The sequence below is a fragment of the Streptomyces sp. NPDC001902 genome (assembly GCF_042891295.1).
In the GTDB taxonomy this organism is placed as follows: domain Bacteria; phylum Actinomycetota; class Actinomycetes; order Streptomycetales; family Streptomycetaceae; genus Actinacidiphila.
In genome coordinates this window covers 61,436-87,864 of sequence record NZ_JBIATA010000023.1, presented here as the reverse complement: position 1 = coordinate 87,864, position 26,429 = coordinate 61,436, and the positions used below count along the sequence as shown (strand labels likewise).

20 protein-coding genes are annotated in these 26,429 nt (G+C 71.3%); 5 read left to right on the top strand and 15 right to left on the bottom strand.

Annotation, left to right across the window (positions count from 1 at the left end):
• The first annotated feature begins 204 nt into the window (after window positions 1-204).
• A complete protein-coding gene (locus ACFYYN_RS30950) occupies window positions 205-4,320 on the top strand; it encodes a carboxypeptidase regulatory-like domain-containing protein (RefSeq protein ID WP_500548382.1) in 4,116 nt (1,371 codons plus the stop codon).
• Window positions 4,321-4,422: 102 nt separating this feature from the next.
• Here the strand turns inward: ACFYYN_RS30950 and ACFYYN_RS30945 are convergent, their stop codons facing one another.
• The 6 genes from ACFYYN_RS30945 to ACFYYN_RS30920 form a co-directional block, all read right to left on the bottom strand.
• Window positions 4,423-4,794, bottom strand: coding sequence for a toxin Doc (locus tag ACFYYN_RS30945; RefSeq protein ID WP_500548381.1), 372 nt, complete (start codon window positions 4,792-4,794; stop codon window positions 4,423-4,425).
• A gap of 1 nt (window position 4,795) precedes the next feature.
• On the bottom strand, window positions 4,796-5,029 hold the full coding sequence (locus ACFYYN_RS30940) for a type II toxin-antitoxin system HicB family antitoxin (protein ID WP_499516374.1): 234 nt from the start codon (window positions 5,027-5,029) through the stop codon (window positions 4,796-4,798).
• Between the two features lie 126 nt (window positions 5,030-5,155).
• The gene (locus tag ACFYYN_RS30935; protein WP_500548380.1) at window positions 5,156-5,908 is read right to left on the bottom strand and encodes a hypothetical protein; all 753 of its coding nucleotides are present in this window, start codon (window positions 5,906-5,908) and stop codon (window positions 5,156-5,158) included.
• A gap of 310 nt (window positions 5,909-6,218) precedes the next feature.
• Window positions 6,219-8,168, bottom strand: a complete 1,950-nt coding sequence (locus ACFYYN_RS30930) for a protease-associated domain-containing protein (RefSeq protein WP_500548379.1) — start codon at window positions 8,166-8,168, stop codon at window positions 6,219-6,221.
• 273 nt (window positions 8,169-8,441) lie between these two features.
• The gene (locus ACFYYN_RS30925) at window positions 8,442-9,233 is read right to left on the bottom strand and encodes a class I SAM-dependent methyltransferase (protein WP_500548378.1); all 792 of its coding nucleotides are present in this window, start codon (window positions 9,231-9,233) and stop codon (window positions 8,442-8,444) included.
• 273 nt (window positions 9,234-9,506) lie between these two features.
• Window positions 9,507-10,529 carry a DUF4331 family protein gene (locus ACFYYN_RS30920; RefSeq protein ID WP_500548377.1) on the bottom strand — a complete coding sequence of 341 codons (1,023 nt, stop codon included), beginning with the start codon at window positions 10,527-10,529 and terminating at the stop codon, window positions 9,507-9,509.
• A gap of 179 nt (window positions 10,530-10,708) precedes the next feature.
• Between ACFYYN_RS30920 and ACFYYN_RS30915 the strand changes: the two genes are divergently transcribed.
• The gene (locus tag ACFYYN_RS30915) at window positions 10,709-11,575 is read left to right on the top strand and encodes a LysR family transcriptional regulator (protein ID WP_500548376.1); all 867 of its coding nucleotides are present in this window, start codon (window positions 10,709-10,711) and stop codon (window positions 11,573-11,575) included.
• A gap of 313 nt (window positions 11,576-11,888) precedes the next feature.
• On the opposite strand, the gene ACFYYN_RS30910 is transcribed toward ACFYYN_RS30915, so the two are convergent.
• Window positions 11,889-13,856 (bottom strand): SpoIIE family protein phosphatase, encoded by a 1,968-nt coding sequence (locus ACFYYN_RS30910; RefSeq protein ID WP_500548375.1) that lies wholly within the window; start codon window positions 13,854-13,856, stop codon window positions 11,889-11,891.
• 216 nt (window positions 13,857-14,072) lie between these two features.
• Here ACFYYN_RS30910 and ACFYYN_RS30905 point away from each other — a divergent pair, with 216 nt between their 5' ends.
• On the top strand, window positions 14,073-14,288 hold the full coding sequence (locus ACFYYN_RS30905; RefSeq protein ID WP_500548374.1) for a superinfection immunity protein: 216 nt from the start codon (window positions 14,073-14,075) through the stop codon (window positions 14,286-14,288).
• A 76-nt stretch (window positions 14,289-14,364) separates the two neighbouring features.
• On the opposite strand, the gene ACFYYN_RS30900 is transcribed toward ACFYYN_RS30905, so the two are convergent.
• Window positions 14,365-14,799, bottom strand: coding sequence for an Rrf2 family transcriptional regulator (locus tag ACFYYN_RS30900; RefSeq protein ID WP_500548373.1), 435 nt, complete (start codon window positions 14,797-14,799; stop codon window positions 14,365-14,367).
• Between the two features lie 131 nt (window positions 14,800-14,930).
• Here ACFYYN_RS30900 and ACFYYN_RS30895 point away from each other — a divergent pair, with 131 nt between their 5' ends.
• Entirely contained in the window at window positions 14,931-15,686 is a 756-nt protein-coding gene (locus ACFYYN_RS30895) for an SDR family NAD(P)-dependent oxidoreductase (RefSeq protein WP_500548372.1), read from the top strand.
• A gap of 190 nt (window positions 15,687-15,876) precedes the next feature.
• On the opposite strand, the gene ACFYYN_RS30890 is transcribed toward ACFYYN_RS30895, so the two are convergent.
• On the bottom strand, window positions 15,877-16,104 hold the full coding sequence (locus ACFYYN_RS30890; RefSeq protein WP_500329311.1) for a hypothetical protein: 228 nt from the start codon (window positions 16,102-16,104) through the stop codon (window positions 15,877-15,879).
• Between the two features lie 514 nt (window positions 16,105-16,618).
• Here ACFYYN_RS30890 and ACFYYN_RS30885 point away from each other — a divergent pair.
• On the top strand, window positions 16,619-20,335 hold the full coding sequence (locus tag ACFYYN_RS30885; protein WP_500548371.1) for a S8 family serine peptidase: 3,717 nt from the start codon (window positions 16,619-16,621) through the stop codon (window positions 20,333-20,335).
• Between the two features lie 260 nt (window positions 20,336-20,595).
• Here ACFYYN_RS30885 and larE read toward each other — a convergent pair whose 3' ends face one another.
• The 6 genes from larE to ACFYYN_RS30855 are packed head-to-tail and all read right to left on the bottom strand — an operon-like array spanning window position 20,596 to window position 26,427.
• Window positions 20,596-21,420 (bottom strand): ATP-dependent sacrificial sulfur transferase LarE, encoded by an 825-nt coding sequence (gene larE / locus ACFYYN_RS30880; RefSeq protein ID WP_500548370.1) that lies wholly within the window; start codon window positions 21,418-21,420, stop codon window positions 20,596-20,598.
• Window positions 21,410-22,591: a nickel pincer cofactor biosynthesis protein LarC gene (larC, locus tag ACFYYN_RS30875; protein WP_500548369.1), complete on the bottom strand. Its 1,182-nt coding sequence runs from the start codon at window positions 22,589-22,591 to the stop codon at window positions 21,410-21,412. The genes larE and larC overlap by 11 nt, the downstream gene beginning before the upstream one ends.
• Window positions 22,588-23,277: a nickel pincer cofactor biosynthesis protein LarB gene (gene larB / locus ACFYYN_RS30870; RefSeq protein ID WP_500548368.1), complete on the bottom strand. Its 690-nt coding sequence runs from the start codon at window positions 23,275-23,277 to the stop codon at window positions 22,588-22,590. The genes larC and larB overlap by 4 nt, the downstream gene beginning before the upstream one ends.
• The gene (gene larA, locus ACFYYN_RS30865; protein ID WP_500548367.1) at window positions 23,274-24,554 is read right to left on the bottom strand and encodes a nickel-dependent lactate racemase; all 1,281 of its coding nucleotides are present in this window, start codon (window positions 24,552-24,554) and stop codon (window positions 23,274-23,276) included. The genes larB and larA overlap by 4 nt, the downstream gene beginning before the upstream one ends.
• The gene (locus ACFYYN_RS30860) at window positions 24,551-25,498 is read right to left on the bottom strand and encodes an amidohydrolase family protein (RefSeq protein ID WP_500548366.1); all 948 of its coding nucleotides are present in this window, start codon (window positions 25,496-25,498) and stop codon (window positions 24,551-24,553) included. Before ACFYYN_RS30860 ends, larA begins: the two co-directional genes overlap by 4 nt.
• Window positions 25,495-26,427 carry an aldo/keto reductase gene (locus ACFYYN_RS30855; protein ID WP_500548365.1) on the bottom strand — a complete coding sequence of 311 codons (933 nt, stop codon included), beginning with the start codon at window positions 26,425-26,427 and terminating at the stop codon, window positions 25,495-25,497. The genes ACFYYN_RS30860 and ACFYYN_RS30855 overlap by 4 nt, the downstream gene beginning before the upstream one ends.
• Between the last annotated feature and the right edge of the window lie 2 nt (window positions 26,428-26,429).

Here is a 26,429-nt window from a genome sequence, read left to right as displayed (position 1 = left end):
GCGTCGAGTGCACCGGAGAACGTGAAATGGTGGCCCGTTTCTGCCCTTTCGGCGTTGACATGGATACGTGATCTCTCCGCTAATGGACTCCCGGCGACCGCAGAAGTTCGCTGTCGAACCTTCATATGTCGGCGTTTCATGGAATCACTGGGGAGTCGGACGTTGCACGTAGCACACATATCCGGTCCACCGCTCCGGCGGCGGATGTCCACCTGGTCGGCGGTGATCGTCACCGCCGCGCTGGCCGTCCTGGGCATCCAGACACCGTCCCAGGCTGCGGCGCCCTCCGCCGCGGCCGCCACAGCGTCCGCTGCCGCGGGCGGTGACGCGCCCTACGAAGCGGCGTGCGGCGCCGCAAAGAAGGGCGAGGCCACCTGCTACGCCCTGCGCCGCACCGATGTGAAGCCGTCCAAGGGCCTGCGGACCACCGCGGCGCCGGGCGGGTTCGGACCGGCCGACCTGCGTTCGGCCTACAACCTCCCGGCGGGCGGCGGAGCGGGGCAGACGATCGCCATCGTCGACGCCTTCGACGACCCGACCGCCGAGGACGACCTGGCGGTCTACCGCGAGCAGTACGGCCTGCCCGCCTGCACCGCCGACAACGGCTGCTTCACGAAGGTCGACCAGCGCGGCGGCACCGACTACCCGCAGCCCGACCCGGACTGGGCCGGGGAGATCTCCCTCGACCTCGACATGGTCTCGGCGATCGCCCCCGAGGCCCACATCCTGCTCGTCGAGGCCGACACCCCGAGCTTCGAGGACCTCGGCGCCGCCGTCGACACGGCGGTCGGGCTCGGCGCCAAGTTCGTGTCCAACTCCTACGGCACCGACTACCGCTTCGGCAGCGGTGAGGACCCCTACCAGACGACGGTGCTGGACGCCCACTACAACCACCCCGGCGTCGCGATGGTCGCCTCCTCCGGCGACTTCGGCTACGGCGTCTCCTACCCGGCCGCGTCGTCCTACGTGACCGCGGTGGGCGGTACCTCCCTGACCGCCGACAGCGGGAGCAGCCGCGGCTGGTCCGAGACCGTCTGGGACGGCGCGGGGTCCGGGTGTTCGCTCTACGTGCCCAAGCCCGCCTTCCAGCGGGACACCGGGTGTGCCAACCGCGCCGTCGCGGACGTCGCCGCGGTGGCCGACCCCGCCACCCCGGTCGCGGTCTACCAGACCTACGGTGGCGGCGGCTGGGCGCAGTTCGGCGGCACCAGCGCCGGTTCGCCGATCATCGCCGCCGTCTACGCCAACGCGGGCACCCCCGTCGCGGGCACGTACCCCAACTCCTACCCCTACGCGGCGGACGCGGGGTTCCACGACGTCACCGCCGGCAGCAACGGCACCTGCTCCCCGGCCTACCTGTGCTCCGGCGCCGCCGGATACGACGGCCCGACGGGCCTCGGCACCCCCGACGGCCTGCGGGCCTTCCGCACCGGCCCGCACGGGACGCTGGCCGGCACCGTGACCGACCAGGTCACCGGCAAGCCCCTCGCCGGTGCCACCGTCAGCGCGGGAACCGACAACGTCACGCGCACCGGGGCCGACGGCGGTTACAGTCTCGGCCTCCCGGTGGGCGGCTACGACGTCACCGTCGACGCCTACGGCTACGCCGGCAGCACCGCCGAGGACGTCGACGTCACCGAAGGCGGCACCGTCACCCGGGACTTCGCGCTGAAGCCGGTCCCCAGCCAGACCGTCTCCGGCAAGGTCACCGACGGCTCCGGTCACGGCTGGCCGCTGTACGCCAGGATCACCGTGGACGGCGTCCCCGGCGGCCCGGTGTGGACCGACCCGGCCACCGGCGCCTTCACCCTCAGCCTTCCCGAGGGCCACGACTACACCCTCCACGCCGACGCGTCCCTGCCCGGCTACACGACGGCGACCAGGTCCCTCACCGTCACCGACGCGCCGCAGTCCCTCGACCTGTCCCTGCGGGCCGACCCCTGGCAGGCCACCGCACCCGGCTACGCGGTGCACCTGGACGGCGCCACCGAGCACTTCGCGTCCACCGACTCCGCCCCGCAGGGCTGGCGCGTCGTCAACGCCGACGGCAGTGCGGGCGGCTGGACCTTCGACGACCCGGGCGGCCGTGGCAACCAGACCGGCGGCGACGGAGCCTTCGCCATCGCCGACAACCCCACGATCGGTTCGCCCTACGACACTCAGCTGATCAGCCCCGCCTACAACCTGACCGACGCGTCCGATCCCGAGCTGGCCTTCGACGCCATGTACTGGGTGTCCGACGGGAGCGCGGTCTCGGTCGACGCCAGCTCCGACGACGGCGCCACATGGAAGTCCCTGTGGTCGGCGACGGCGGGCTTCGCGGACCACGCCAAGGTCGAGATCCCGCTCGACGACTTCGCCGGGAAGCGGGACGTCCGTGTGCGCTTCCACTTCGTCACCGAGTTCGCCTGGTGGTGGGGCGTCGACGACGTCTTCGTCGGCGATCGCGGTTACACGGCCACCCCCGGCGGCCTGGTCACCGGGACCGTGACCGACGCCAACACCGGCAAGGGCCTGGTCGGCGCCGGCGTCACCGTCAAGGGCGAGCCGGGGGCGACCGCGACGAGCGCGGCCACCCCCGAGGACCCCGCGCTCGGTGACGGGCTCTACCTCATGTTCTCGCCAGGCCTCGGAAAGCACGAGGTCACCGCGGCAAGGCCGCGCTACACGGAGCTGACCAAGACCGTCGACATCGCGGCCGACAGCGCCGTCACGGCCTCCTACAAGCTCAAGGCCGGGCAACTGACCGTGACCCCGGACTCCGTCGGCGCCACCCTCGCCTGGGGCAAGTCCGCCACGCGGAACATGACGGTCAAGAACACCGGAGGAGCGCCCGTCAGCGTGACGGTGGGCGAACGGGCCGGCGGCTTCCAGTCCCAGGCCCTCGGCAACGGCGCACCCCTCCAGACCGTCAAGGGGCACTTCTCCCCGCACGCGAGCAAGAAGGGTTCGGCCCCGACCGGGGCGAAGCACGCCGCGGCGCCGTCCGGCGGCGCCTGGCAGACCGGCCCCGACCTCCCGGAGACCGTCCTCGGCAACGCGGTCGGCACCTACGAGGGCAAGGTCTACTCCGCCTTCGGCTACACCGGCTTCGACGTCACCAACGCGATGTACGTCCTGGACCCCGTCGTCGGCGGCTGGAGCAAGGTGGCCGGCGCGGCGGACCGCCGGGAGGCGCCCTCGGGGCAGTTCGTCGACGGCAAGTTCTACACCGTCGGGGGCTGGCTCCCGGACAACACCACCGACCCCAAGCTGGAGATCTACGACCCCGTGGCCGACCGCTGGAGCACCGGCGCACCGACGCCCGCGGCCTACGCGGGGCAGGGCAACGCGGCTCTCGACGGCAAGCTCTACACGGTCGGCGGCTGCGACGACCGCTGCGGCACCGCCGAGGCGTACGCCTACGACCCCGACACCGACACCTGGTCCCGGATCGCCGACTACCCGGAGCGGGTCGCCTGGGAGTCGTGCGGCGGCGTCAACGGCAAGCTCTACTGCGCCGGCGGTGACGCGGACGGCCTCGGCGAGAGCAAGCACGCCTACGTCTACGACCCGGCCGCCGACACCTGGACGTCGCTTCCCGACCTGCCGATCCCGCTGTGGAGTTCCTCGTCCACCGCGGCGAATGACCAGCTCGTGATCTCCAGCGGCATCAGCCACGAGGCCCTCACCAACCAGGGCTTCGCCTACGACCCGCAGGCCGGCGCCTGGACCGCCCTGCCCAACGCCAACGTGGCCACCTACCGCGGCGGCGCCGCCCTCGGCGTGTACAAGATCGGCGGCGGCAGCGAGCCGTACACCCCGAGCAGCACCGTGGAGCTCCTGCCCGGATACGACCAGGGCGGCACGAGCGACGTCCCGTGGCTGAGGACGAGCACCCAGCACTTCACCCTGCAGCCCGGTGCGAGCACGACCGTCACCGTCACGCTGGACGCCTCGGTGCCCGAGGTCGCGCAGCCGGGTGACTTCAGCGCGCAGCTGGCGCTGGACAACGACAGCCCGTACGGGATGCGGAAGGTTCCGGTGTCCCTGCACGTCGACCCGCCGAAGACCTGGGGCAAGATCACCGGAACCGCCCGTGGCGTCCAGAGCGACGGCACCACCAAGCCGCTGGCCGGTGCCACCGTGGAGATCGGCAGCTGGGCGGCGGACTACTCGCTCAGGACGGCCGCCGACGGCACCTACTCCTTGTGGCTGGACTCCCGCAACAACCCGCTGCAGGTCATCGTGGCCAAGGACGGTTACCGGCCGGTGGCCACCACGGTGAAGATCCAGAAGGGGGCGACGGTCACCAGCGACTTCACGCTGAAGAAGCAGTAACCGCAGATCCGGCGGAAGCGGACGCGGGCCGGCCCTCGGGACCGGCCCGCGCCTGTCCGGGGGGTGCCGGGTCGCCTCGTCGCGGGTGACGCGGCGGGTGGGTCAGAGCCGCCAGCGGCGGATCTGGTCGGCGCAGGCGTAGACGTCCGCGTGCCCCGCACGGACCTGCTTCGCCAGGTCGCTGAGCGCCCCGTACGGTGCATCGACCACCTGGCCGCACGCCGCCATGTAGGCCACCGCGACGAGCGCCCCGTACATGGCGTTGCGGGCGGGCAGCGGGCACACCGAAACGATCTCGTGGAAGAGGGCCGCCGCACGCCAGGCCGCGTCCACGGTGTAATCCAGCTTCGGGGCGTTGACCCGGTGCCGGGCGACCGCCGCGACCAGGCCGGAGAAGTCGTGGACCGACGGCTCCTTCGGCAGCACCTCGGCCTGGCGTTCCAGCAGCCAGCGAATGTCGACCTGCAGCTCCACCTCAGGCGGCCCGTCCGGTGGCGCTGTCCGGCTCCTCTTCCGGGAACGCCTCGGCGAACTCCGCGGCATGCCGGGCCAGGAACGCAGCGGCCGTGGCGGCCCCGTCGTCGAGGCGGGGGTCGCGCTCGGCAGCCTGCGTGATCAGAGCGGTCACCGTGGTGCCCTCGGCCTCGGCGCGTGCGACGAGACGGGCATGAACGGCGTCATCGAGCCGGATGTTGATCTGCTTCGCCATGCCCCCAGTGTATAGCAGACTGCTATACACTGGGATGCCGCGCCAAGCGCAGGGCCGAAGCGACGGGGAACGCCGGTGCGGACGCCCGCTCGCCCGGGTGCGCCCCACGGCGCGCAGGGCTCGCTCTCAGGGGCCCAGGGCGAGGCCGACGATGTCGAAGGCGCGACGTACGGAGCGGTTCCAGACCACGGCCGCCACCGCGATGGCGGTGCACGCCATGACGATCGGCTCAGCGCCGTCGGACAACCCCAGCCGGGAGACGCCGATCACGCCTCCGATCGTGAGGACGGCCCACGTGACGGTACGGATCCACTCCCGGTCAGGCCCCGCCACAGCGCCCTGTAGCTGGCTCTCGTCCAGAAGCGCGCCCACCCGGGCTTGGCAGTAGCGATCCGCGATGGTCAGAAGGAGCCCTCCCAGCTCCTCCAGCGCCGGGCGCGGATCGCTGTCGAGACGGGCTTCGCAGGCGCGCAGCGCGGCGATCACCCGGCGCTCGTGCGCCTTGAGCGTCCTGCGGCGGTGCGAGAGCAAGGAGACGGAGCGCCGTTGCCTGTGAGCGGCGGATATGCCACGACTGACCGCTCCGATCCGGCGGGAGACCTTGCGCAGTTTCGGTGCCAGCCTTTCGCCGCCCGCCCTGTGCGCCTCCGCGCAGGCCGTGATGGCCTCGGCGATCTCCATGACCAGTGCGTACCGCCGTGCGCCGAAGACCACGCCTACCTGCCGGAAGGACAAGCGGGTCTGCGGTGCCTCGCGTCCGCCGAGGGAACTGCCAAGGGTCATCACCGGAATCGCGACGGCACCGAAGACCAGCGCGACCACTGCCCAGGGGGTCTGTGCCATGGAAACGCCGTCAGCGGTCATGTAGTCGACGGTCACGAAGACCGCACCCGTCGCTGCGCAAAAGAGGATGCAGGTCAACAAGATGCGAAGGTGACGCCTGCGACGGATGGCAACGCGGACCCGGGCCGGAACGCGGCCAGGCATCGCCAGGCGCTTCAGGGAATCCTCGAGTTCGGCCAGACTTTCGTCACCCCACACAAGCCTGGATCATGGCACGGGACGGATCGCCCCGAAGCCCTTTTCCCGTGCCAGGTGCGGCTCGCGATGCCACCTCGCCGAGGGCTCCGAGGGCCCCGAGGCCGACCGGGCCGAGTGGTTCCCACCCGGCCCGGTCGCCGACGGTAGGTCAGCGCAGGCCGGTGGCCCGGATCACCGTCTGCGCCACGGTGTTGCCCCGCGCGTCCGAGGCGTGGACCCGCAGCGATACGAACGCGGCCTTCCGCGGGGCGTCCAATCTCACGCGCACGGCGCCGTCGCGCAGGACCCGCGGCGTGACGCGGTGCCAGGTCCTGCCGTCGTCGTAGGACACCTCCACCTTGTCGGTGCGCACCCGGGCCGTGGAGGCGCCGCGGATGTGCGACGGCTCCACGACGAGCTCGGCGTCGCGCCGGGCCGATCCGCCGGTAGAGGTCGGGATGGTGTAGTCCAGCTGCACCAGGGGGAGCAGCGGCGCCTTGCCGTTCCGCGGTGCCCCGGACATGAAGCCCCACTCGGTGCGGGTGGAGGTGGAGTACGGGTACCCTCCGGTGCGCTTCGTGGTGGTCACCAGCCGGTAGCGGCTCGGGGTGCTCGGAACCGGGAAGTCGAAGTACGAGCCTTCGGTGCTGCCGAGCAGCTTGGTGCTCCGGCGGAGTTCGACGGACTGCGTCGTGGTACCGGGCCCATTGGTGCCGGCGTGATCGCGGCCGCCGTCGCCGAAGCCGGGAATCTGCCCGAGGACGGAGTCGCCCGTGCGCCGCGGGGTGTCCAGGTACTCGACGACCCGGGGTCGTTCGACCGGACCGAACCACTGGACGCTCGTGGCACGTCCTGCCGGATAGGCGACCTGGCCGGAGTACTGGTCGGAGTACTGGTTGCCGCTCTGATGGGCCTCCTCCCTCCAGATGGCGTCGGGGGCGGCGGTCACCCAGTCGGTGCGTCGCGCCCCGGAGGTCGACAGCCGGGTCGAGTCCAGCAGGAAGAGCTGGTACGGCTGGATGTCGAACCGGTTCTCGTACCCCTTGTTCGTCGTGCGGAAATCGACCTCGACCCGGGCGAGTTCCCTCGTGCCCGGCGCATAGCGCAGGGTCTTCGGGATGCCGCCGCGCCAGGTGCGCACCAGGTCGTAGAGGTACGCGGTCGTGGAGCGGCCGACGATGTGCATGGGCACCGAGCCGGAACCGCTGTGGATGCGGTCGATCAGGACCTCGCCCTCGGTTCGCGAGATGCCCGCGACGACGATCTTGCTACGGCTGCCGCTCGGCCAGTAGCGTCCGCTGTCGCCGTTGACGATGACGAGGACCGCCACGCCGGCCTTCTCGGCGGCGGCGATCTGGTCGTGGGAGGCGGTCCGGGAATCGCCGTCATCGTCGTCGTCCGGCGGGGGTACGTAGCGGACCACCGCCACCTTGCCCCGGGCTCCGGCCGCGGCGTAGTCCTGCTCCCGGCCGTCACCGGCGAAAACGGCCGGGAGGGTGTGCGTCCGGTCGGCCGGCCGGGCCGAACCGGGCTCCAAGGTTAGGTCGTCGAAGTTCTGGGAGCCCGAGGAGAGGCTGAGCAAAGGCTGCTCCATCCGGGCCCGGACGGTGTACAGCAGATCGCCGTCGGCGGGCTTGCTCGTGGGCAGCGCCCACATGCTGTCGTGCTGGGGAGCGAGGGTCGAGGTCTCGCCGATGGCGGGAGCGCCGTCGGTGAACGACCTGAGGAAATCGGCGCGGACGACGCCGGCCGTGGTCACCTGCGGTGTGACGACCTCGGTCAGTCGCAGTTCCCTGCCGTCGACGGTCGCCGACGTGTCGGCGTCGCGGACCTGGATGCCGGTCTTGAGCAGGAGCGCCTGCCCGAGCGAGGAGGCCCCGTGGGTGCCTCGGACGTCACCCCACAACCAGGCCGTGTAGGCGCCGTTCGGCACGACCAGGTCGATGTCACCGCGTGTGTTGGTCACCCCTTCGAAGCGGGACCCGTCACCATGGCGCTGGACCCGCACCACGTCGGCCAGCGGTTCGCCGTCCCGGCCCTGGAAGTGCAGCCGCAGATGGTGGTGCTCCTCGCGGGTGCTGACGGCGACCAGGGTGCGCGTGGCGGTCTTGCCGTCCACCAGGCCCGTGAGGTGTCCGGTGAAGCGGGAACCCGCCGGCGCGCTGTCGAGGACGGACCCGTCGGATCAGGGTGAGCACCAGGATGACCGGGGCCGACTGGGCACGGCAGACTGCAGCATCATCAGCAGCGCGACGGCCACAGCCAGGGCCGCGACCAGGATGCCGCTCTCCCACTCGTTACGGGCTCAGCGAGGTGAATGGGGGCCGGGCCCGCACAGCGCTCCGCCCGGCCCTTCACAGGCACGGCCGTCTCGGCCGGCCCCACGGCTGGGTCAGCCCGGCTTGACCGCCAGCGTCGCAAAATAGTGCGACATGTATGGAGCGGATGCGTTGGATTGGTGCGGCGCTTCCTTGAAGCCGGTGAGGACGAACCCCGCGGCGAGTTGCCCGCCGATCTGGTCGGTGAGGGTGTGGCTGTATTCAAGAGCGGCATCGGCGCCGAACTTCGTGGCGCGTTCCTCGGCGGAGTACTGCGTGACATCGCTGTAGGGCAACTTGTGCACGACGATCAGCTCGCCGCGCTCGTCGAGCGCCTCGTGGTCGAACAAGTACACATCAGGGTTGAGGAAGCCCACGAGGAGAGTTCCGCCCGGTCGCAGGACGCGGAAGCACTCACGCCACACCGGTGCCAAGTCTGGTACGAAGAGGTTGGAGACCGGATGGAACACGACGTCGAATGTTGCGTCGCCGAAGGCGCTGAGGTCGCGCATGTCGCCTAGGACGGTGCGCAGCTCGAGTCCGTCGCGCGCCGCCACCATCTGGTCCTGGCCGAGCTGGCGGGGTGAGTTGTCGAATACGGTGACGCGCGCCCCTGCGGCGGCGAGGATCGGACCCTGCTGGCCACCGCCGGAGGCCAGGCACAACACGTCCTTGCCGGTCAGGTCCGTCGGCAGCCAGGAGCGGTCGACCGGTTCACGCCCGATGAGGACAATCGACCAGTCGCCGATGCGGGCGCGCTCGACGTCCTCGGTACTCACCGGCCTCGACCACTCGTTGCCCTCTTGGACATACCTGTCCCAGGCTGCCCGATTGTGGGCAACGGGGTCGACAACCATGTCCTGCACGTTCAACTCCCTGCTACAGGCAAGCGGACACCTGCGGTACTGACAGTTCGGTGCCGCTAGCCAACACGATTGCAGGGTGCGGGCTCAACGAAATTTGCGGGCTCGACGGGTGGTCGCGCAGGCGAAGCGAGGCCGACACGCATCATCGGCTGCGGCAGGGCGCGTCAGCCGGGGACGCATCCGTGCAAGGCCGACCTCTGGCCGCGCCGGAAATCCGGCCGCCGCAGCCCTCCGCGACGATCTCGACGCGGAGGGGACGGGTGACCGGGGTGGTCATACGGGCACGACGTACGGGAAGCGGTCGTTCCGCAGGTGCTGGGCGACGGACGGCTTGAGTCCGGCCGGCACGGCCGTGTTGGTCACGAGTGAGAGCATCGCCTCAGGCGCGTTGTCGGCCAGGGTGCGGCCGTTGCGGGCGGCGAAGCCGTACGTGGCGGGCGTTCCCACGACGTAGGGCAGCACGTCGGGGAACAGCTGCCCGGCCACGGTCCGGCCGTAGCCCTCTGGGTCGGCGCACGTCCCGGTGGCCGCGACGACAGCCGCGACCTGGCCGGCGACGAATTCGCCGACGGCGGCACGGTCCTGCGAGGGGTGCCGGGTGTTGGCGGGGTTGCTGAAGTCGGTGTCGCCGGGCCAGAAGATCGGCCACATCATCGGGTGCCCGCCGCGGTTGATCTGCCGCCATCCGCCGGCGTCGGTGGCCAGCTTGGTCGCGCACCAGACGCCCGTGCGGGCCCCGGGGCGCAGCTGCGCGTGCTCGTGCGGAACCTCCAGCACGATCGATTCCACGGTGGTGCCGGCGAAGCTGTTCTGCGCCTCCTGCGGGCGCCAGTCCGAGAGGTCCACCGCCGTCCCCTTGGCCACCGCCCCGTTGACGACGGCCAGCAGGGACAGGTCGATGTAGAAGGAGTCGGAGATGCGCCCGGCCCAGACGCGGGTGCCGCCCGCGTCGGCCGTCTCACCGGTGCGGCCTTCCAGCACCAGGTCGCCGTCAGCGGAGTCCTCCCGCGCCTCGTTCCCGGTCAGGACGTGCAGGCGCAGGGTTTGCCTGCCGTCGGGGCCGGGTTCGTCGAAGGAGACCCGATAGGTCAAGGTCTCGAATTCGGCGCCGTCGAAGTGAACCTTGAATTCGTAGCGTGCTTCCGGGTGGAACCCGGGCTCGGCGTAGACGCCGGTGATGTCGGAGTTGACGTCCATGACAAACACCGTGCTGCGCTCACCGGGAAAGACGTACAGGTCGTCGATGAACAGCTGGCCGTTCTGGGCCGCCAGGGGAGTGTCGAGATGGTGCGACATGGTCGGTCCTTCATTCTCTCGGTTTTTCTTCGAGGAAAGGGTGCCGGGCGTTTTTCCGGACTGTTTCATCCTTGCCGAGCAGGCGGCGACCTGGTACCGCCACATCGGGAATGCCGTCATACACTGTGGTTATGAGCAGGTCGCCCCCCGATCTCAGCAGTCTCCTGTTGCTGACATGGGTGGCCGAGTTCGGCAGCCTGGGGCAGGCCGCCGAGCGGATGGGGATCAGCCAGCCCGCCGCGAGCAAGCGCCTGACGCAGCTCGAGCGGCGCCTGGGGCTGACGCTGGTGAAGCGCGACACCCGCGGCTCCGCACTGACCGTCGAGGGCAAGGCGGTGTGCCAATGGGCGGGGCGGGTGCTGGCCGAAGTGGACTCTCTGATGGTGGGCGTCGCGGCGCTGCGCGGTGACCACGCCCGCGACCTGCACCTGGCGGCCAGCATGACGCTGGCCGAACACTTCGTGCCGCGGTGGATCGGCACGCTGCAGCGGGGATCGCCCGATGTGTACGTCAGCCTCAAAGTGACCAATTCCGAACAGGTCGCCACGCTCGCGGCGAACGGCCGGATCAGTCTGGGGTTCGTCGAGGCGCCCACTGTCCCGTCCGGCCTCAGCTCACGACAGGTGGGTACCGACCGGCTGGTCGTCGTGGTCGCGCCGCAGCATGCCTGGGCACGACGGCGAGAGCCGGTGGACCTGACCGAGCTGGCCCGAACCCGCCTGATCGTCCGCGAACCGGGTTCCGGCACGCGGGAGACCATCGAGCGTGTGCTCGCCGGCGCGGGAGCGGAGCCGGCCAGACCTCTGATGGTGCTGGACGCCAACGTCGCGGTACGGAAGGCCGTCGCCGAAGGCGCCGGCCCGGCGGTGCTCAGCGCGGTCAGTGTCCGGGACGACCTGGCCGAGGGGCGCCTCGTGGAGGTCCCGGTGACGGGGGCCGACCTGCGCCGCCGGCTGCGCGCCGTGTGGCCGAAGGGCCGCCCGTTGACCGGCGCGGTCGAGGAACTGCTTCGGATCGCGGCACGTACCCACCGCGAGGATCGCTGACGGTTCTCACGCGGCCATGGGTCCTGCTGCTCGATGTCGACCGTGAAAGCAGAGACCCGTCCGTCAGCCGAGGTCAGCGTGACCGGACCGAAGGTGATGATCGGAAAGGCGGTGCCATTGCCGCCGTGATGGAACCCGGTCGCACCCGTGATTCGGAAGGCCACTGCGGCGAGTGTGCCCGCGGTCTCCTCGCCGACTTCGACACGCGGGCGTGCAAGAGCAGTGCGACTGCCGGCTGATGCCCGGTCACGGACCTTCTCGGAGTCGCGGCCCATCGCCCGCACGATGCGGGTGCGTGAGGACGCGGGCGCCGTCATGTGCGTTGGATGACCAGTACGGCCACGTCGTCGGCGTGGTCCACTGCGACTGCGGCGTCGAGGATGCGGTCGGCGGTCTCCTCGGTGTTCAGTCCGTCGTGGAGGGCTGCGCCGGCCAGTGTTCCGGCCCGCTCCAGTCCGGCTTCCAACGTGAGGCCCGGTCCTTCGACCACGCCGTCGGTGACCATGATCAGCGCGCTGTCCTTGTCCAGGGTGAAGGTCTCCTCGCGGTACTCGGCGTCGGGCACGACTCCGAGGACCGGTCCGCCCGGCAGCTCGTGGGTGCTGTGGCTGCCGTCCTTGTGCGCGCACAGCAGCGGCACGTGGCCGGCGCTGGCGCCGGTGACCCGTCCGTCGCGCGGGTCGAGGTGCAGCATGGTGCAGCTGGCGAATCGTGCCGCTCGCATGGTGACGAGCAGCTCGTTGGTGCGCGTCAGCACGGTCGCCGGATGCGGTTCGTGGGCGGCGATGGCGCGCATGGACGAACGGACCTGTCCCATGAGGGCGGCGGCGTCCACGTCGTGCCCTTGGGCGTCGCCGATCTCCATTGCGACGGTGCCGTCGGGCATGACGAAGGCGTCGTACCAGTCGCCGCCGACGTCCAGCCCGTGTCGGCTGGGCCGGTAGCGGGCGGCGACCTCCAGGCCCGCGAGGTGCTCGGGCAGCGTCGGGAGCATGGTCTGCTGCAGCGCGGTGGCCAGCTCGACTCGTGCCTGCTGCAACCTGATGCGCCTCAGCGCCTGGCCTGCCAGGTCGGCCAGCGTACCCATGAGGGTCCGCTCATCCACGGAGGGCCGGTACCCGCTGTCGTAGAACACCATCCACGCCCCGAGCGGCTGATTGCCGGTCTCGCTGAGGGGGGTGATGGAGGCGGCGTAGTCGAAGCCGAGCCGGACGAGCCACGGAAATCCGGACCCGTGCGGCCAGCGGCGGATGTAATCCTCCCGGTCGGGAATGAATTGCGGCCGGCCGCTGCGGATCGCCTCGGGCAGCGGGCTCGGTTGGTCCAGCGACAGGCCGTGCAGGGCCTCGACCTCCCACATGGCCACCCGGGCATCGGTGGAGACGAGCAGGCGGCCTTCGTCGGCGAGTGCGAGCAGGGCACCGGTACCCCGGAAGGTCGCGGCGAGCCGGGTCAGGACGACCTGCTGCAGTTCCTGCTCCGTGGCGGCGCCGATCAAGGCCGAGGAGAAGTCGGCGACGTCCTTGGCGCGCTGTCGCTCGGCAGCCAGTGCGGCCTGCGCCTTCTTCCTGCGCTTCGCCTGCTTGGTGTCGTCGCGGACCACCCCGAAGATGCGCTCGGGGCCGCCGTACCCCAGCTGGATCCGACGGCTCTGAGCGGCCAGTTGGTGCCAGCCCCCGTGCTCGGTGAGGTACCGCACACTCAACCAGGAGGACTGGGCGGAGGCGGAGCGCAGGAGCTGCCGCAAGGCCTCACGGTCCTCAGGGTGCACTGCCGAGATCACATGGGAGAGCGACACTGTGGGGTCCGGGAAGAGCGCGACCAGCGAGGGTGCGCCCCCGAGCCACTCGAACAGGCGTCCCTGGGGTGAGTACATCCACAGGCCGAGGTCGGCGGCCGTGGTGGCCAGCCGGAACGGGATCAGTAGGCTGGCCAGGTCGTTCCGCGTGTCCAGTGCGTGCACCCAGACCAGCTGCCCGTCACCGGCCGGATCCTTCACTTGCCGCGCCTCGATCAATGAGGCGACGGGTGCTCCGCCTCGTCCGGGGAACTCCAGCACCTGCATCGCGACCGTCTTCGTCCTGGCGGCGTGGACCACGACACTCTCGGCCGACATCCGCTGGCTAGCGGGCCACAGATCACCGAAGCGACGTCCCAGGCACTGCTCCGCCGATTTGCCCAGCGCTGTGGCCATCGCAGGGTTGAGGCTGCGGATGGCACCGTCCAGCGTCACAAGAGCCGCCGGGTCAGCCCTCTGCAGGAGTTCGTCCGAGGCGTTCATGGGTCGCTCCCTGGCACATACCGAAACAACCGCTTCTTCATTTTCGCGCATTTCGCCAAGGGGCCATGGATGAAAGGCTGTGTTCGACTGCATACGTGCAGTGACGATGATGGGGAGCCGGCCGGAAAGGGTGGACGGTCGCCCGTGAAGCCTTCAGCGGACCCCGGACACGGGTGTGTCTTGTGGCGGTCGTTGAAGATCAACTCGGGGGGCGCTGTGGAAAACCTGCTGACGTTCATGCTCGTACTTGCTTTTGCCGTGCTCTACATGGCGCCGTCGTACATCGCGTTTGCGCGTGGAGCAAAGGACCGGTGGCTGATTCTTGTCATCAACGTGTTCCTCGGCTCATCGCTCATCGGATGGGGTGTGGCCCTCTATACGGCGACCCGCACGCCCAAGAAGCCCAATGCGTCGGTGCAAGCCTCGGCGTGAATCGCCGGTGAGGTCCCCGAGAATGTGAGGGACGGTGGCTGCCGGGGGCCTGTACGCGCCTTTGCCGCGCCTGCCGTCAGCGAGGTGCCGCGAGGACGTCCCGGAGCACGTCCTCGAGCGAGACGCGGGACAGTTCGTGTCGGACGGTCTCCTCGATGCCCTCGTAGACACCTCGCATCGCCGGCTGGATGCCGTGACCGACCACACATCCCTGGTCCGGGGTGGTCCGGTGCAGCGCGAAGAGCGGGCCGGGTTCCACGGCCTCGTACACGTCGAGCAAGGTGATCGACCCCAGCTCACGTGCCAGCGTCCAGCCCGCGCCCACGCCTCGCCGGGACTCCACCAGACCGGCTCGGCGCAGTTCGCCCAGCAGGCGTCTGATTACCACCGGATTGGTGTTCGCGCTGGTCGCGATCTGCTCGGAGGTGGCGACCTCATGACCCTGGCGCTGGTAGAGGCCGATCCAGGCCAGCGCGTGAGCAGCGATCGTCAACCTGCTGTTGGCGCTCACGTGACCCTCCTCCCAGTGGAAACATTTTTTGTTACGACTCTGCAGTCGTAACGAGTATAGTTGCGATCGTTGTCGTAACCGTCATTGTTGCGACAGGCAGTGAAAGAGACCGATCCAACGAGGTGGGAACTATGAGCCAGCCGCTCACGGGCAAGGTAGCCCTGGTCACCGGTGGGTCCCGCGGACTGGGAGCCGCCACCGTACGGCTCCTGGCCGAGCAGGGTGCCGATGTCGCGTTCACCTACGTCAGCTCCGCAGAGCGGGCGCAGGCCGTCGTCGAGGAGGTGCGTGGCAAGGGTGTGAAGGCCGTCGCCATCCGGACCGACCAGGGGGACACGAGCCGGGCGCCGGCGCTGATCGACGAAGTGGTCACCGCCTTCGGCGGTCTGGACATCCTCGTCAACAACGCGGCGATATCGGTGGAACAAGGCCGCACGGTGGACGATCCTGACGCCGACACCGCCGCACTCGACCGCATGCACGCCACCAACTACCTCGGCGTGATAGCCGTCATCCGGGCCGCCTCCCGGGTGCTGCGTGCGGACGGCCGCATCATCACCGTGAGCTCCGGACTCGGTTCCCGCGTCGGCCTTCCCGGCCTGGCCGACTACGCGGCCACCAAGTCGGGGATCGAGAGGTACACCATGGGCGTCGCGCGGGACCTCGGGCACCGGGGCATCACGGCCAACGTCGTGGAGGCCGGACTGATGGAGAGCGGCATGGAACCGCCGGACCCCGAGACCCTCAAGGCCCTGGTCAGCTCCCTTTCCCTCCAGCGCATGGGGCGCCCCGAGGAGATCGCCGCGGCGATCGCCTTCCTGGCGAGCCCCGCCGCGTCGTACGTCACGGGGGCCGTGCTGGACGCCCACGGCGGCTACAACGCCTGAGGGCGATCCTGCCGTGCCCCCGAGGAGACATCGAGCCTCGGACCGCATGCCGCGGGCGATGCGCGCCCGCCCCCGGCGAGCGGAGTACCGGGCGCGCCGGCCCGGTGGCCCGCCACCAGCTCCCCGGGGCCGGGAGTGCCCCGCGCACCAGCTCCAGGAGGCGCGCGTTCCCGTCCGGCGGAACAGCCCGTCAAGGCAGCTGATTGCGTTCCAGCGAGAAGAAGCTCACCTGGCAGTAGCCCTGGATCAGCGAAGGCAGCTGCCGGACATGATCGGCTCGGATCGTGTTGTAGACATCGTGCCTGGTCATCCCCGGCGCCGGTGTGTACGTACCGGAGAAGGTCATCAGATCCTGATCGCGATGGCTGAAGGTGATGATGAAGCAGTACTCGACGAGGGGATCCGCGGGCTGGGCCATGGTTGCCTCTCGGTGGGGGACCGGTCTCGTCATTGCGGACGAAGGAATGATCCATCCGGTTGCGGCAGCCGTACCCCTACATCCGGACCGCGCGGAAGTGGGCGGGAAGCGCGGGCGACCGGGCCGTGCCGCCGCGGGCGGCGGCGCATCCGGCTCCTTCCCGGCCGCCATCGCGCGGCTGCCGGACCACCTCGCCTCCCGGTCCCGGATGACGTAGTTGCCGTGCGCCAGTTGAAGACCCGGTCGTGCGAGCTCGTCGTTGCCGGCCGGCAGTTGGCCACGGAAGTACGCCCGGCGCGCTCGGGACCGGTGGCCGAACGCGGCAACTCCAGAGCACCTGCCCCTCGCCGGTCGCGTCGCCGATCGCAGGGTGGCCGACTGGCGAACAGGTGACATGGCGTCTATGCGCCAGCCCTTACACCTGGCACGGCGTCAACTCCCGGCCCGACTGTTGCCGGGCACACGCCGGTGACGCTCGTTCATCGGGCGATCTCAGGGGAGTTGGTACAAGGTTATGCGATCCAGATCGAGGACCGCGGCCGTGGTCGCGGCCACCGTGGTGGCGCTGCTCGCCACCGGGATGCCGGCGGCAGCCGGTCCGGAGCCGGCCGCCGGGACCGGCCGGGCGGCCGTACCGCCGGCGCCGCCCGCGCAGCACACCGTCACATTGATCAGCGGCGACCGGGTCGGCTTCACCGGCAGCGGGAGCGGGCTCCAGGTCAGCGGGGTGACCCCGGGCAAGGGCCGGGGTCACATCGCGTTCACCCGGGCGAGGATCAACGACCACGAGTACGTGATTCCCGTCGACGCCACGCAGCCGCTGGCCGAAGGGCGGGTGGACCGGCAGCTCTTCGACGTCACCGCACTCGCCGCGCAAGGGCTCGACGACGCCACCCGGGCGTCCATTCCGCTGATCACGACAACCCAGGCGGGCCCCGCGCTGCGCGGGTCCACGCAGCGGGACACCTTCCCCGAGCTGGGGCTGGCGGCCCGAACCGTCGCCAAGTCCGAGGCGGCCACGGCCTGGCGGGGCTTCCTCGCCGCCGGCGGGACGTCCCGCGCCGCCGCGTCCGGGAAACTCTGGCTGGACGCCGAGGTCGAGGCGAGCCTCGACCGGTCCGTCGCCATGACCGGCGCGCCCCAGGCATGGCGCAAGGGGCTTGACGGCAAGGGCGTGCGCGTCGCCGTGCTGGACACCGGGTACGACCCCGCCCACCCCGACCTCAAGAACAAGGTCGTCGCGGAGAAGAACTTCACCTGGGACGAGGACGTCACCGACCTCAACGGCCACGGCACGCACGTCGCCTCCACCGTCGCCGGAAGCGGCGCCGCCTCCCAGGGCCGCTACAAGGGCGTCGCGCCGGGGGCCGACCTGTTGATCGGCAAGGTGCTCGACGGCAGCGGGTCCGGCAGTTTCAGCGGAATCCTCGAAGGCATGGAATGGGCGGCCGCCCAGGACGCGGACATCGTCTCGATGAGCCTCGGCTCCAACCTGCCGAGCGACGGCGGCGACCCGATCTCCCAGGCCGTCGAGACCCTGTCCGGGGACGGCGGACCGCTGTTCGTCGTCGCGGCCGGCAACGAGGGCAAGCCGGGCACCATCGGCACCCCGGCCGCCGCGCCGAGCGCCCTGACCGTCGGGTCGATCACCAAGGAGGGTGCGATGTCGTCGTTCTCCTCCCAGGGACCGGCGGTGACCGACGGAGGCGTCAAGCCCGAGATCACCGCGCCAGGCAGCGCGATCACCGCCGCCCGTGCCGCGGGCACGCTGGACGCCGCCGCGAACAGCGAGTTCTACGCGACGATCAGCGGCACCTCCATGGCGACCCCGCACGTCTCCGGGGCGGCCGCCATCCTCAAGCAGCGGCACGCGGACTGGGACGCGCAGCGGCTCAAGGCGGCGCTCGTCGGCGCCGCCGACCCGGTCGACGGCGCCGGCGTGTACGAGCAGGGCGCGGGCAGCGTGGACGTGCCCGGCGCGCTCTCGTCGGCGGTCACCGCCTCTCCTTCCGCGGTCTCCGCCGAGCTGACCTGGCCGTACACCGGCAACCCGACCCGCACGGTGACGTACCGCAACAGCGGCGGCAAGGACATCCGGCTGGACCTCTCCCTGACCGGCAACGCACCGGTCTCGCTCGGCACACGCCGGCTGACCGTCCCGGCGGGCGGCACCGCCGAGGCGACCGTGCGGATCGACACCGCCCGTGCGTCCGCCGGCGCCCACAGCGCCTGGATCACCGCACGTGGCAGCGACGGCAGCACGGCGCGCACCCCCGTCGGCGTCGACGCGGAGGGCCCGGCCGCCACGCTCACCCTCGAAGCCGCTGCGCTGCGGCCCGGGGTCGAGATGGCGTACACCAACCTGGTGGTGCAGAACGAGCGGAGCGGCGAGGCCCGGCTGGTCAGCCTCACCGAGGGGGCCGAGGAGCTCCGGCTGCCGGTCGGCGACTACCGGGTGTTCGGCGGCGTGTGGGAGTACGTCCGGTACGGCAGGTCGAGCGTGCCCGAGACGTCCGTCGCCGTCGCCCGGCGGCTGACCCTCACCGGCGACCGGACGCTGAGGACCGACCTGTCCGGCGCGAAGCCGGTCACCATGGGCATCGACGACCCGAAGATGCGGATCAACGAGTGGGGGTCGGCGACCGGGCTGGTCTCGTCGGCCGGAGCGGGCGTCCCGGAGGGTCTGACAGCGCCGCTCTACTCCGGCGCGTACCGGTCCTATGCCGTGGGCAGCGCGAAGATACCCGGACTGACGTACTTCTCCGCCGCCTCGTGGGAGCAGCCGTCCGTCCTCGCGACGACCGCCGGCAGCTCCGGCAGCCCGGTGGACGTGCCGGTGTGGCTGATGACGCAGCGGCTGGAGTGGGACCTGGAGAAGCGGGTCACCGACGCCGGCGACGGCGGGGACCTGACGGGCCTTGAGATCGAGGACCGGATCGTGCTCCTGGAGTCGGACTGGAGCCTGCCCTGGGAGGAGCTGGACCGGCGCTACCAGGCGGTCAAGGCGCAGCGGCCGGCGGCGATCCTGCTGGCCGGGTCGGCGTCGATCGGCGCGGACGACCCCGTGCTGGGCACCGACGACCACGGTGCGGCCCTGCTGCGCGAGCGGCTCGCCAAGGGCGAGGTGACCCTGCGGATCAAGGGGGAGCGCAACGGCGAAGCCACCTACTTCACGTTCCACGCCCACGACGACGGGGTGCCGGCGGGTGCGAACTGGCAGGACCGGCGCCGGGACCTGGCCCGCGTGGACCACAGCTTCCGCACCACCGGGTTCCCCAACGACCCCAAGGGGATCTACGGCTGGGTGACCTACCGCGGGCTCAATCTCGCCCAGCAGTCGACGCTGTTCCGCGCGCCGCAGCGGATGACGGCGTACTACACGCCCGAAGTGCCGTGGACGACGGCCACGTTCGAGTACGCGCTGGACGACGGACCGCTGGGTGTGCAGTACACCAACCCGACGGTCCTCCGCCGGGGACGCACCGTCGCGGACAACTGGCTCACCGCGCCGTTCAACCCGTCGCTGTCGGTGAACGGATCCGACGGCCGGCCACAGGCCACCCGCGCGGGGGACAAGCTGCGTCTCGCGCTGCCCATGTTCTCGGACGCGGCGGGCCACCGGTCGGAGCCCCTGCGGAACCTGGAGTCCGGCGAGACGGTGCTGCGCGACCGCTCGGGCAAGGTGATCGCCCGTAACGACGAGCCGGGGCAGGGCGTCTTCGACGTGCCCGCACGCGGCCAGTGGTACGAGATGACCTCGTCCGCGCACCACGACAGCCCGGAGTGGAAGCTGGGCACGCACGTCACGGACACCTGGCGGTTCCGCTCGGAACACACCGGTGACGAGCGCCCGCTGCCGCTGCTCGACACGCGCTACGACATGGCGGGGCTCGACGGCGACAACTCGGTCGCGGAGAACCGGGAGTTCACCTTCGGTTTGGGCATCGGCCGGCAGGCCGGGGCGAGCGGCGGCGCCGGCGTCGAGCGGGTGGCGGTGCGGTACTCCACGGACGACGGAGCCACCTGGCACGCGGCGGAGGTCCGGGGCCGGGACGGCGTCCGGCGGGTGACCGTGCCCGCGACGGGCACCGGCTGGGTCTCACTGCAGGTGACCGCCGCGGACCGCTCCGGCACATCGCTGACGGAGACGGTCACCCGGGCCTACCGCGTCGGCTGCCCGGAGCAGTGGTGCGGCTACGCCCCGACCTGGCCGCACTGGCCGGCCGGCTAGTCCGCGAGCCGACACCGCGCCGGTGCGGGCCGTCCCAAGGGCCGGCTCGCACCGGCTAGTGGCTGTCGTGAGGACCGCAGGCGTCGGTGCACCAGTCCGTGCTGTCGGAGCTCCCAGAGCAGGCCAGGTCGCTGCCGTTCGAGAGGAGGCCGAGTGGCGGTCGGGCCCACCCAGGGATGCACGCGGTGGGTCGAGGGCGAGGCGAGCGGGTGGCCCGCGTACGACACGCCTCCTGAAGGGTGCGGCCACGGGGCCTGGGGTCAGACCTCGGAGTTGAGCCGGCCCGAGCGAAACGGTTCGACCTGGTAGGGCAGGTCGGCGAAGCCCGCTTCTGTGAGCGCTCGGGCGAGCCCCGGCAATGCCGCGATGCGGGCGACGAGGGGCGGGTCCGCCTCGATGCGGGTGCGGTCCCCGAGGTCGCGGACGCGGAGGTCCCGCACGTCCACCCCGGCCTCGGTCGTCAGCGCCCGAACGGCCCTCTCCGCACGATCGATGCGGGCCAGACGGTGGGAGGTGACCTCGACGCCGTAGCGGACGCGGCTGGCGAGGCAGGGGGTCGCGGGTTTGTCCCAGGTGGGCAGTGACCAGTGTTTGCTGAGGCGGCGTACGTCCGCCTTCGTCAGGCCTGCGTCGAGGAGCGGTGTCCGGATGCCGCGTTCCCGCCCGGCGCGGATGCCCGGACGGTGGGGATCGGATGCGTCGTCGGCGTTGGTGCCGGTGGCCACGGCGTCGACGCCGTGCTCGTGTGCGAGCGCGGTGATGGTGTCCAGCACCTCGGACTTGCAGAAGTAGCAGCGGTCGGGCCCGTTGGCCCGGTATCCGGGCCGGGTCAACTCGTGGGTGCGCGGCGTGAGATGGATGATCCCGAGGTCGTCGGCGAGTCGCCGCGCGCGGGACAGCTCACCGTCGGCCAGGCTCTCCGAGACGGCGGTGACGGCCAGGACGCGCTCGGGACCGAGCGCCCGTGCGGCCGCGGCGAGGACCAGGGCGGAGTCGGCGCCGCCCGAGTAGGCGACGGCGAGGGAACCGCCGAGCGCGCGCACGCGGTTCAGCAGCCGGCGCTCAAGGGTGTCGTCACTGTGCACGGTCTTCCTCCTGGCTCGTCACTGTCGCCCCTCCTCGGCTCAGGCGCAGTGCGCGCGCGGCGACGGCGCGCAGGGGCAGACCCAGCGCCGTGGCCGCGGCCACCACGTCGTCGTGCTCGGGTTTGGCCGCGTACGGACCGTGTTTGACCCGGATGGCGTGTCCGTCGACGTCGACGGTCTCGAAGGCGCGCGGCAGCGCGGTGCGGGTCGCGCTGATCCGCCGGATGCCGAGGGCACCGGTCTCGGCCAGGATCATGTCGCGCAGCCGTCCTTCGTGGTGCGCGGTGGTGAGGAGGTGCAGGACCTGCGCGGGCCTGCCCTTCTTCATCACTGCGGCGGTCGTCCAGGCGTCAAGGGCACCGGCGTCCAGAAGGCGGGTGATGAGGTGCCCGAGGAGTTCTCCGGTGACGTCGTCGAGGTTGGTCTCCAGGACGACGACCTCCTCGTTCGCCGTGGTCGGGACGGGGTCGCCGAGGGTGACGGAGACGAGGTTGGGCCGGTCGGGCAGGCGGCGGGACCCCGCTCCGTAGCCGGTGGCGCCCAGTGTCATGGGGGGCGGCGGGCCGTAGCGGGTGCGGACGGCGCGCAGGAGTGCGGCGCCCGTGGGTGTCACCGTTTCCCCGGGAAGGTCGCAGCCCCTGACGGCCGCTCCGGTCAGCAGGGCGAGGGTGGCCGGCGCCGGGCAGGGCAGGACGCCGTGCGCCGAGTTCACCTCGCCGCGGCCGAGCGGCAGGGGCGAGCTGATGACGTCGGTGACGCCGAGGGCGTGCAGGGCCGCGGCGCTGCCGACGATGTCCACGAGGGCGTCGTGACCGCCGAGTTCGTGCAGATGGACGGTGGCGGGGTCGGCGTCGTGCAGTCTCCCCTCCACCTCGGCGATGGCTGTGAGGGCGGCGACGGCGAGGGTCGCGACGGGCCGGGGAGCGGCCCGGGAGGCCATCTCGATCACCTCGGCGGCGCGCCGCTCGGTGCACGGATCGGTGACCTCCACGCGTGCGCGGGTGGCTGCCAGTCCGTGGTCGGTGACGCGTTCGGCCGTCAGGTCCCAGCCGGTCAGCCCGGTGGCGGAGACGGCGGACCGGATCCGGTCGAGCGGTGCCCCCGCGTCGATCAGGGCACCCAGCAGCATGTCCCCGGCCAGTCCGGTGAACGGGTTGATCCAGCAGATCACCTGACGCCTCCGGCATCCGCCGTGCCGCGGGACCGGGCGATGCGGTGCACGGCCATGGCCGCCGAGAACCCGGAGTCGATGTTGACCACGGTCACGCCGGCGGCGCAGGAGGCGTGCATGGCGAGCAGCGCGGTCACCCCGTCCAGCGAGGCGCCGTAGCCGGTGGAGACCGGCACCGCCACGACGGGGCCGGCCACCAGACCGCCGACGACACTGGCGAGGGCGCCCTCCATGCCCGCCACGACGATCACCGCGTCCGCGGACCGCAGCGGACCGCGGACCTGCAGCACGCGTTCGAGTCCCGCGACGCCCACGTCGTGCACGGCCGTCGTGTCCAGCCCGACGGCCGTGGCCACAGCGGTGGCTTCGGCGGCCACCGGCCGGTCGGACGTCCCGGCGGCGGCCACCACGACGGAGAAGCCCGAGGCGGCGGCCGGTCGCCAGAGCAGCAGCCGGGCCTCCTCGTCGTACGACCCGCCGTGCACCTGCTCCTGGACGGCCGCCGCGGTGTCCGGGGCGACGCGGGTGACCAGGACGGGCCCGGTGTTGTGCTCCAGGAGGCCGGTGACGATGCCGGCGATCTGCTCCACGGTCTTGCCGGGGCCGTACACGACCTCGGGCAGTCCCTGCCGTGCCTCGCGACCGATGTCGACTCGTGCGTATCCCAGGTCCAGTACGTCGTTCACGACCGGCTCCCTTCGACGTACGGGATGGTCTGCGGACCTTCCGGCAGGACGCACAGGCGGGCCTCCGGCCCCGCGGCGGCGAGCGCTTCGGCGACGGTGGCGGAGACGTCCCGGGTCTGCCGCAGGTGGGCTGCGGCCAGCTCGTCGTCACTGAGGAAGGAGGTGTGCATGATGACCTGACTGCCCGACTGGATGCGGGCCTGGATCTGCACCTGCCACTGGTCCGGAACCGTCTCGGTGCGCGCGGAGATCTCGGTCATGAGCGCCTGCGGGGACGGGGCCGAGGCCAGGACCCGCCGGTAGGAGCCGTGGTCGGGGAAACCGTCACGGCACTCGGCCGCGCACACGATCGTCCCTCCGGGGCGGACCACCTGGTGGGCCGCCGACATCCCCTTGACCGCCTGGTACAGGTTCTGGTCCAGCGGGAAGCCGGAGTTGGTGGTGACGACGACGTCGAACGGTGCCTGTACCGGGCGCATCGCCATGCGTGCGGCCGCGGCCGTCGCGGCGGCGTGCATCGGCAGCAGATCGCCGCCGAACGCCGCGACGACGTCCTTGTCGCGGTTGAGCACCACGTCGAACGCGAAGGTGACGCCCGTGGCCTCCGCGATGGCGCGCACGTCGTCGTGAACCGGGTTTCCGTGGGTGATGCCCCAAGTGGCCCGTGGATCGCCGATCCGGGCCGCGTCGTGCAGCACGAGCACGGTCTCGAGGCCCGCCAGGCCGGGGGCGACGAGCTTCGGGCCGCCGGAGAAACCGGCGAAGAAGTGGGGTTCGACGAAGCCGGTGGTGATCCGGACGTCCGCCTGCACCCACTCCCGGTTGAGCCACACCGGCACGCCGTTGCCGTACCTGCCCATCCACGTCAGCTGAGCGGCGTCGCGGGCGTCGTGGTTGACGATCCTCACCGTGTCCGCGATCTCGTCGCCGAACATCGTCCGGAGCTCGGACGCGTCGTTGCCGCGGTGGGTGCCCGTCGCCACGAGGATCACCACGTCCTCCCTGCGGACGACGCCGTCCAGCTCGTCCAGCACGGCCTGGATCATCGGGCGCCTGGGCTGCGGCCGGGTGCCGTCGCAGGCCGAGATGGCCACCGTCTGCCCCGGGCGCACCCTCTCGGACAACGGGGGCCCTGCGACCGGCTCGCGCAGGGCCGCGCGCAGGACGGCCGCCGGGTTCCGGGCCGCCGCGTGGTGGACGGGCTCGACGACGGTGGTCCTGTGCGGATCGACGTCGATGTCGAGCCCTGACTGCCCGTAGGCGAGGCGTACCTTCACCTGACGGCCTCCACGGCCTCTCCGTCCTCGGCCCGCCCTCGACGGTGTCGCTCGTGCAGGCGATAGGCGCGTTCCGCCGTCGCGCGGAAGACGTGGGATCGCTCGGCCTCGGTGAGGCCGTCCGTCAGTGCCTCCGCCGCGCCGACGACCTCCTCGTACGAGGCGGCCAGCAGGCACACCGGCCAGTCCGAGCCGAACATCACCCGCTCGGGGCCGAACACGTCGAGCACCACGTCGGCGTAGGGACGCAAGTTCGCCACGCTCCAGCGGTGCCGGTCAGCCTCGGTGACCAGGCCGGACAGCTTGCAGAACACGTTGGGGAGTGCCGCCAGTTCGCGGATCAGCGAGGTCCAGGGCTGCAGTTCACCGGCGGCGATGGGGGGTTTTGCCAGATGGTCGAGGACGAAGGTGAGTTCCGGCAGCGTCCGGACGGCGGCGATGGCCGAGGGCAGTTGATGCGGAAGGACGAGCAGGTCGTAGGAGAGGTTCGCCTGCGCGACCACGCGCAGACCCCGCTGCACCTCCGGCCGGTTCAGCCAGCGGGGATCCCGCTCGTCCTGCACCAGGTGCCTGGTGGCCACGAGGAGTTCGCCGCCTGGCGCCGCCCGTAGGGCGTCCAGCGTGCGCGGGAGGCAGTCCGACGTGAGGTCGACCCAGCCCACGACACCGGCGACCGTCTCACCCGTGGAGGCCAGGGCCAGGAAGTCCTCGGTCTCGTCGGTGTCGGGCAGTACCTGGACCAGGATCGTACGGTCGATGCCCGCTGCCAGGGCAAGCGGCGCCAGGTCTTCCAGGGTGAAGTCCCGACGCACCGGGGTCATGTCGGGTTCGTCGAGCCACGCGTGCACACGGCGCTGTGGACCTGGGCCGTCGGTGGGGGAGGGGGACGGGGCCGGTGCCGGTGCCGGCCGCCAGACGTGGTGGTGTGCGTCGATCCTGCTCATCGTTCCTCCGCTTCCAGGACGTCGAGCTCCGGCCACAGCTCTTCGGGGATCGTCGTCGAGGCGTGCGCGGCGTTCACGGTGATCTCCTGTGCGCTGCGCGCCCCGACGACGACACCGGTGACAGCCGGGTGGCGCAGCGGGAACCGCAGGGCAGCTGCAGCAAGCGGGACACCGTATTCGGCGCAGCGCTCACCGAGGGCGCGGGCGTGACGGAGGACCGCTTCCGGAGCCGGCGCGTAGTCGTACATGGCGTCCGGGGCGAGGTTCGCGAGGATGCCGCTGTTGAAGACACCAGCGACCAGGACGCCCACCTCGCGTTCGGCGCATGCGGGCAGCAGTTCGTCGGCCGCGCTGCGGTCCAGCAGTGAGTAGCGGCCGGCCACGAGCACGCAGTCGAGGTCGGTCTCGGTGACGAAGCGGGTGAGCATCGCCGTCTGGTTCATGCCCGCGCCGATCGCCCGGACGACGCCTTCGTCGCGCAACCGGGCCAGCGCCGGGTAGGCACCGGTGACGGCCTGCTCCCAGCAGTCGTCCGGGTCGTGGATGAAGACGACGTCGAAGGCGTCGAGACCGGAACGCCCCAGGCTTTCGACGAGTGAGCGGTAGACGCCTTCGGCACTGTAGTCGCGGACCCTGACGAGGCCGGGTGCGCCGTGGAAGGCCTCGTCCCCCGGGGCCGGTTCGCCCGGCACGAGCAGGCGGCCGACCTTGGTGGACACCGTGGTCTCCGCGCGCGGGTGCCCGGCCCCGGTGAGGAACGCGCCGAGCCGCTGCTCGGCGAGCCCGGCACCGTAGTGCGGGGCGGTGTCGAAGTACCGGATCCCGGCCGCCCACGCGGCCTCCAGCGTCTCGGCGGCCTGCCGGCCGCCGACAGCGGAGAAGAGGCCGCCCAGCGGCGCGGTGCCGAGCCCGACGCGGCTGACGCTCACGC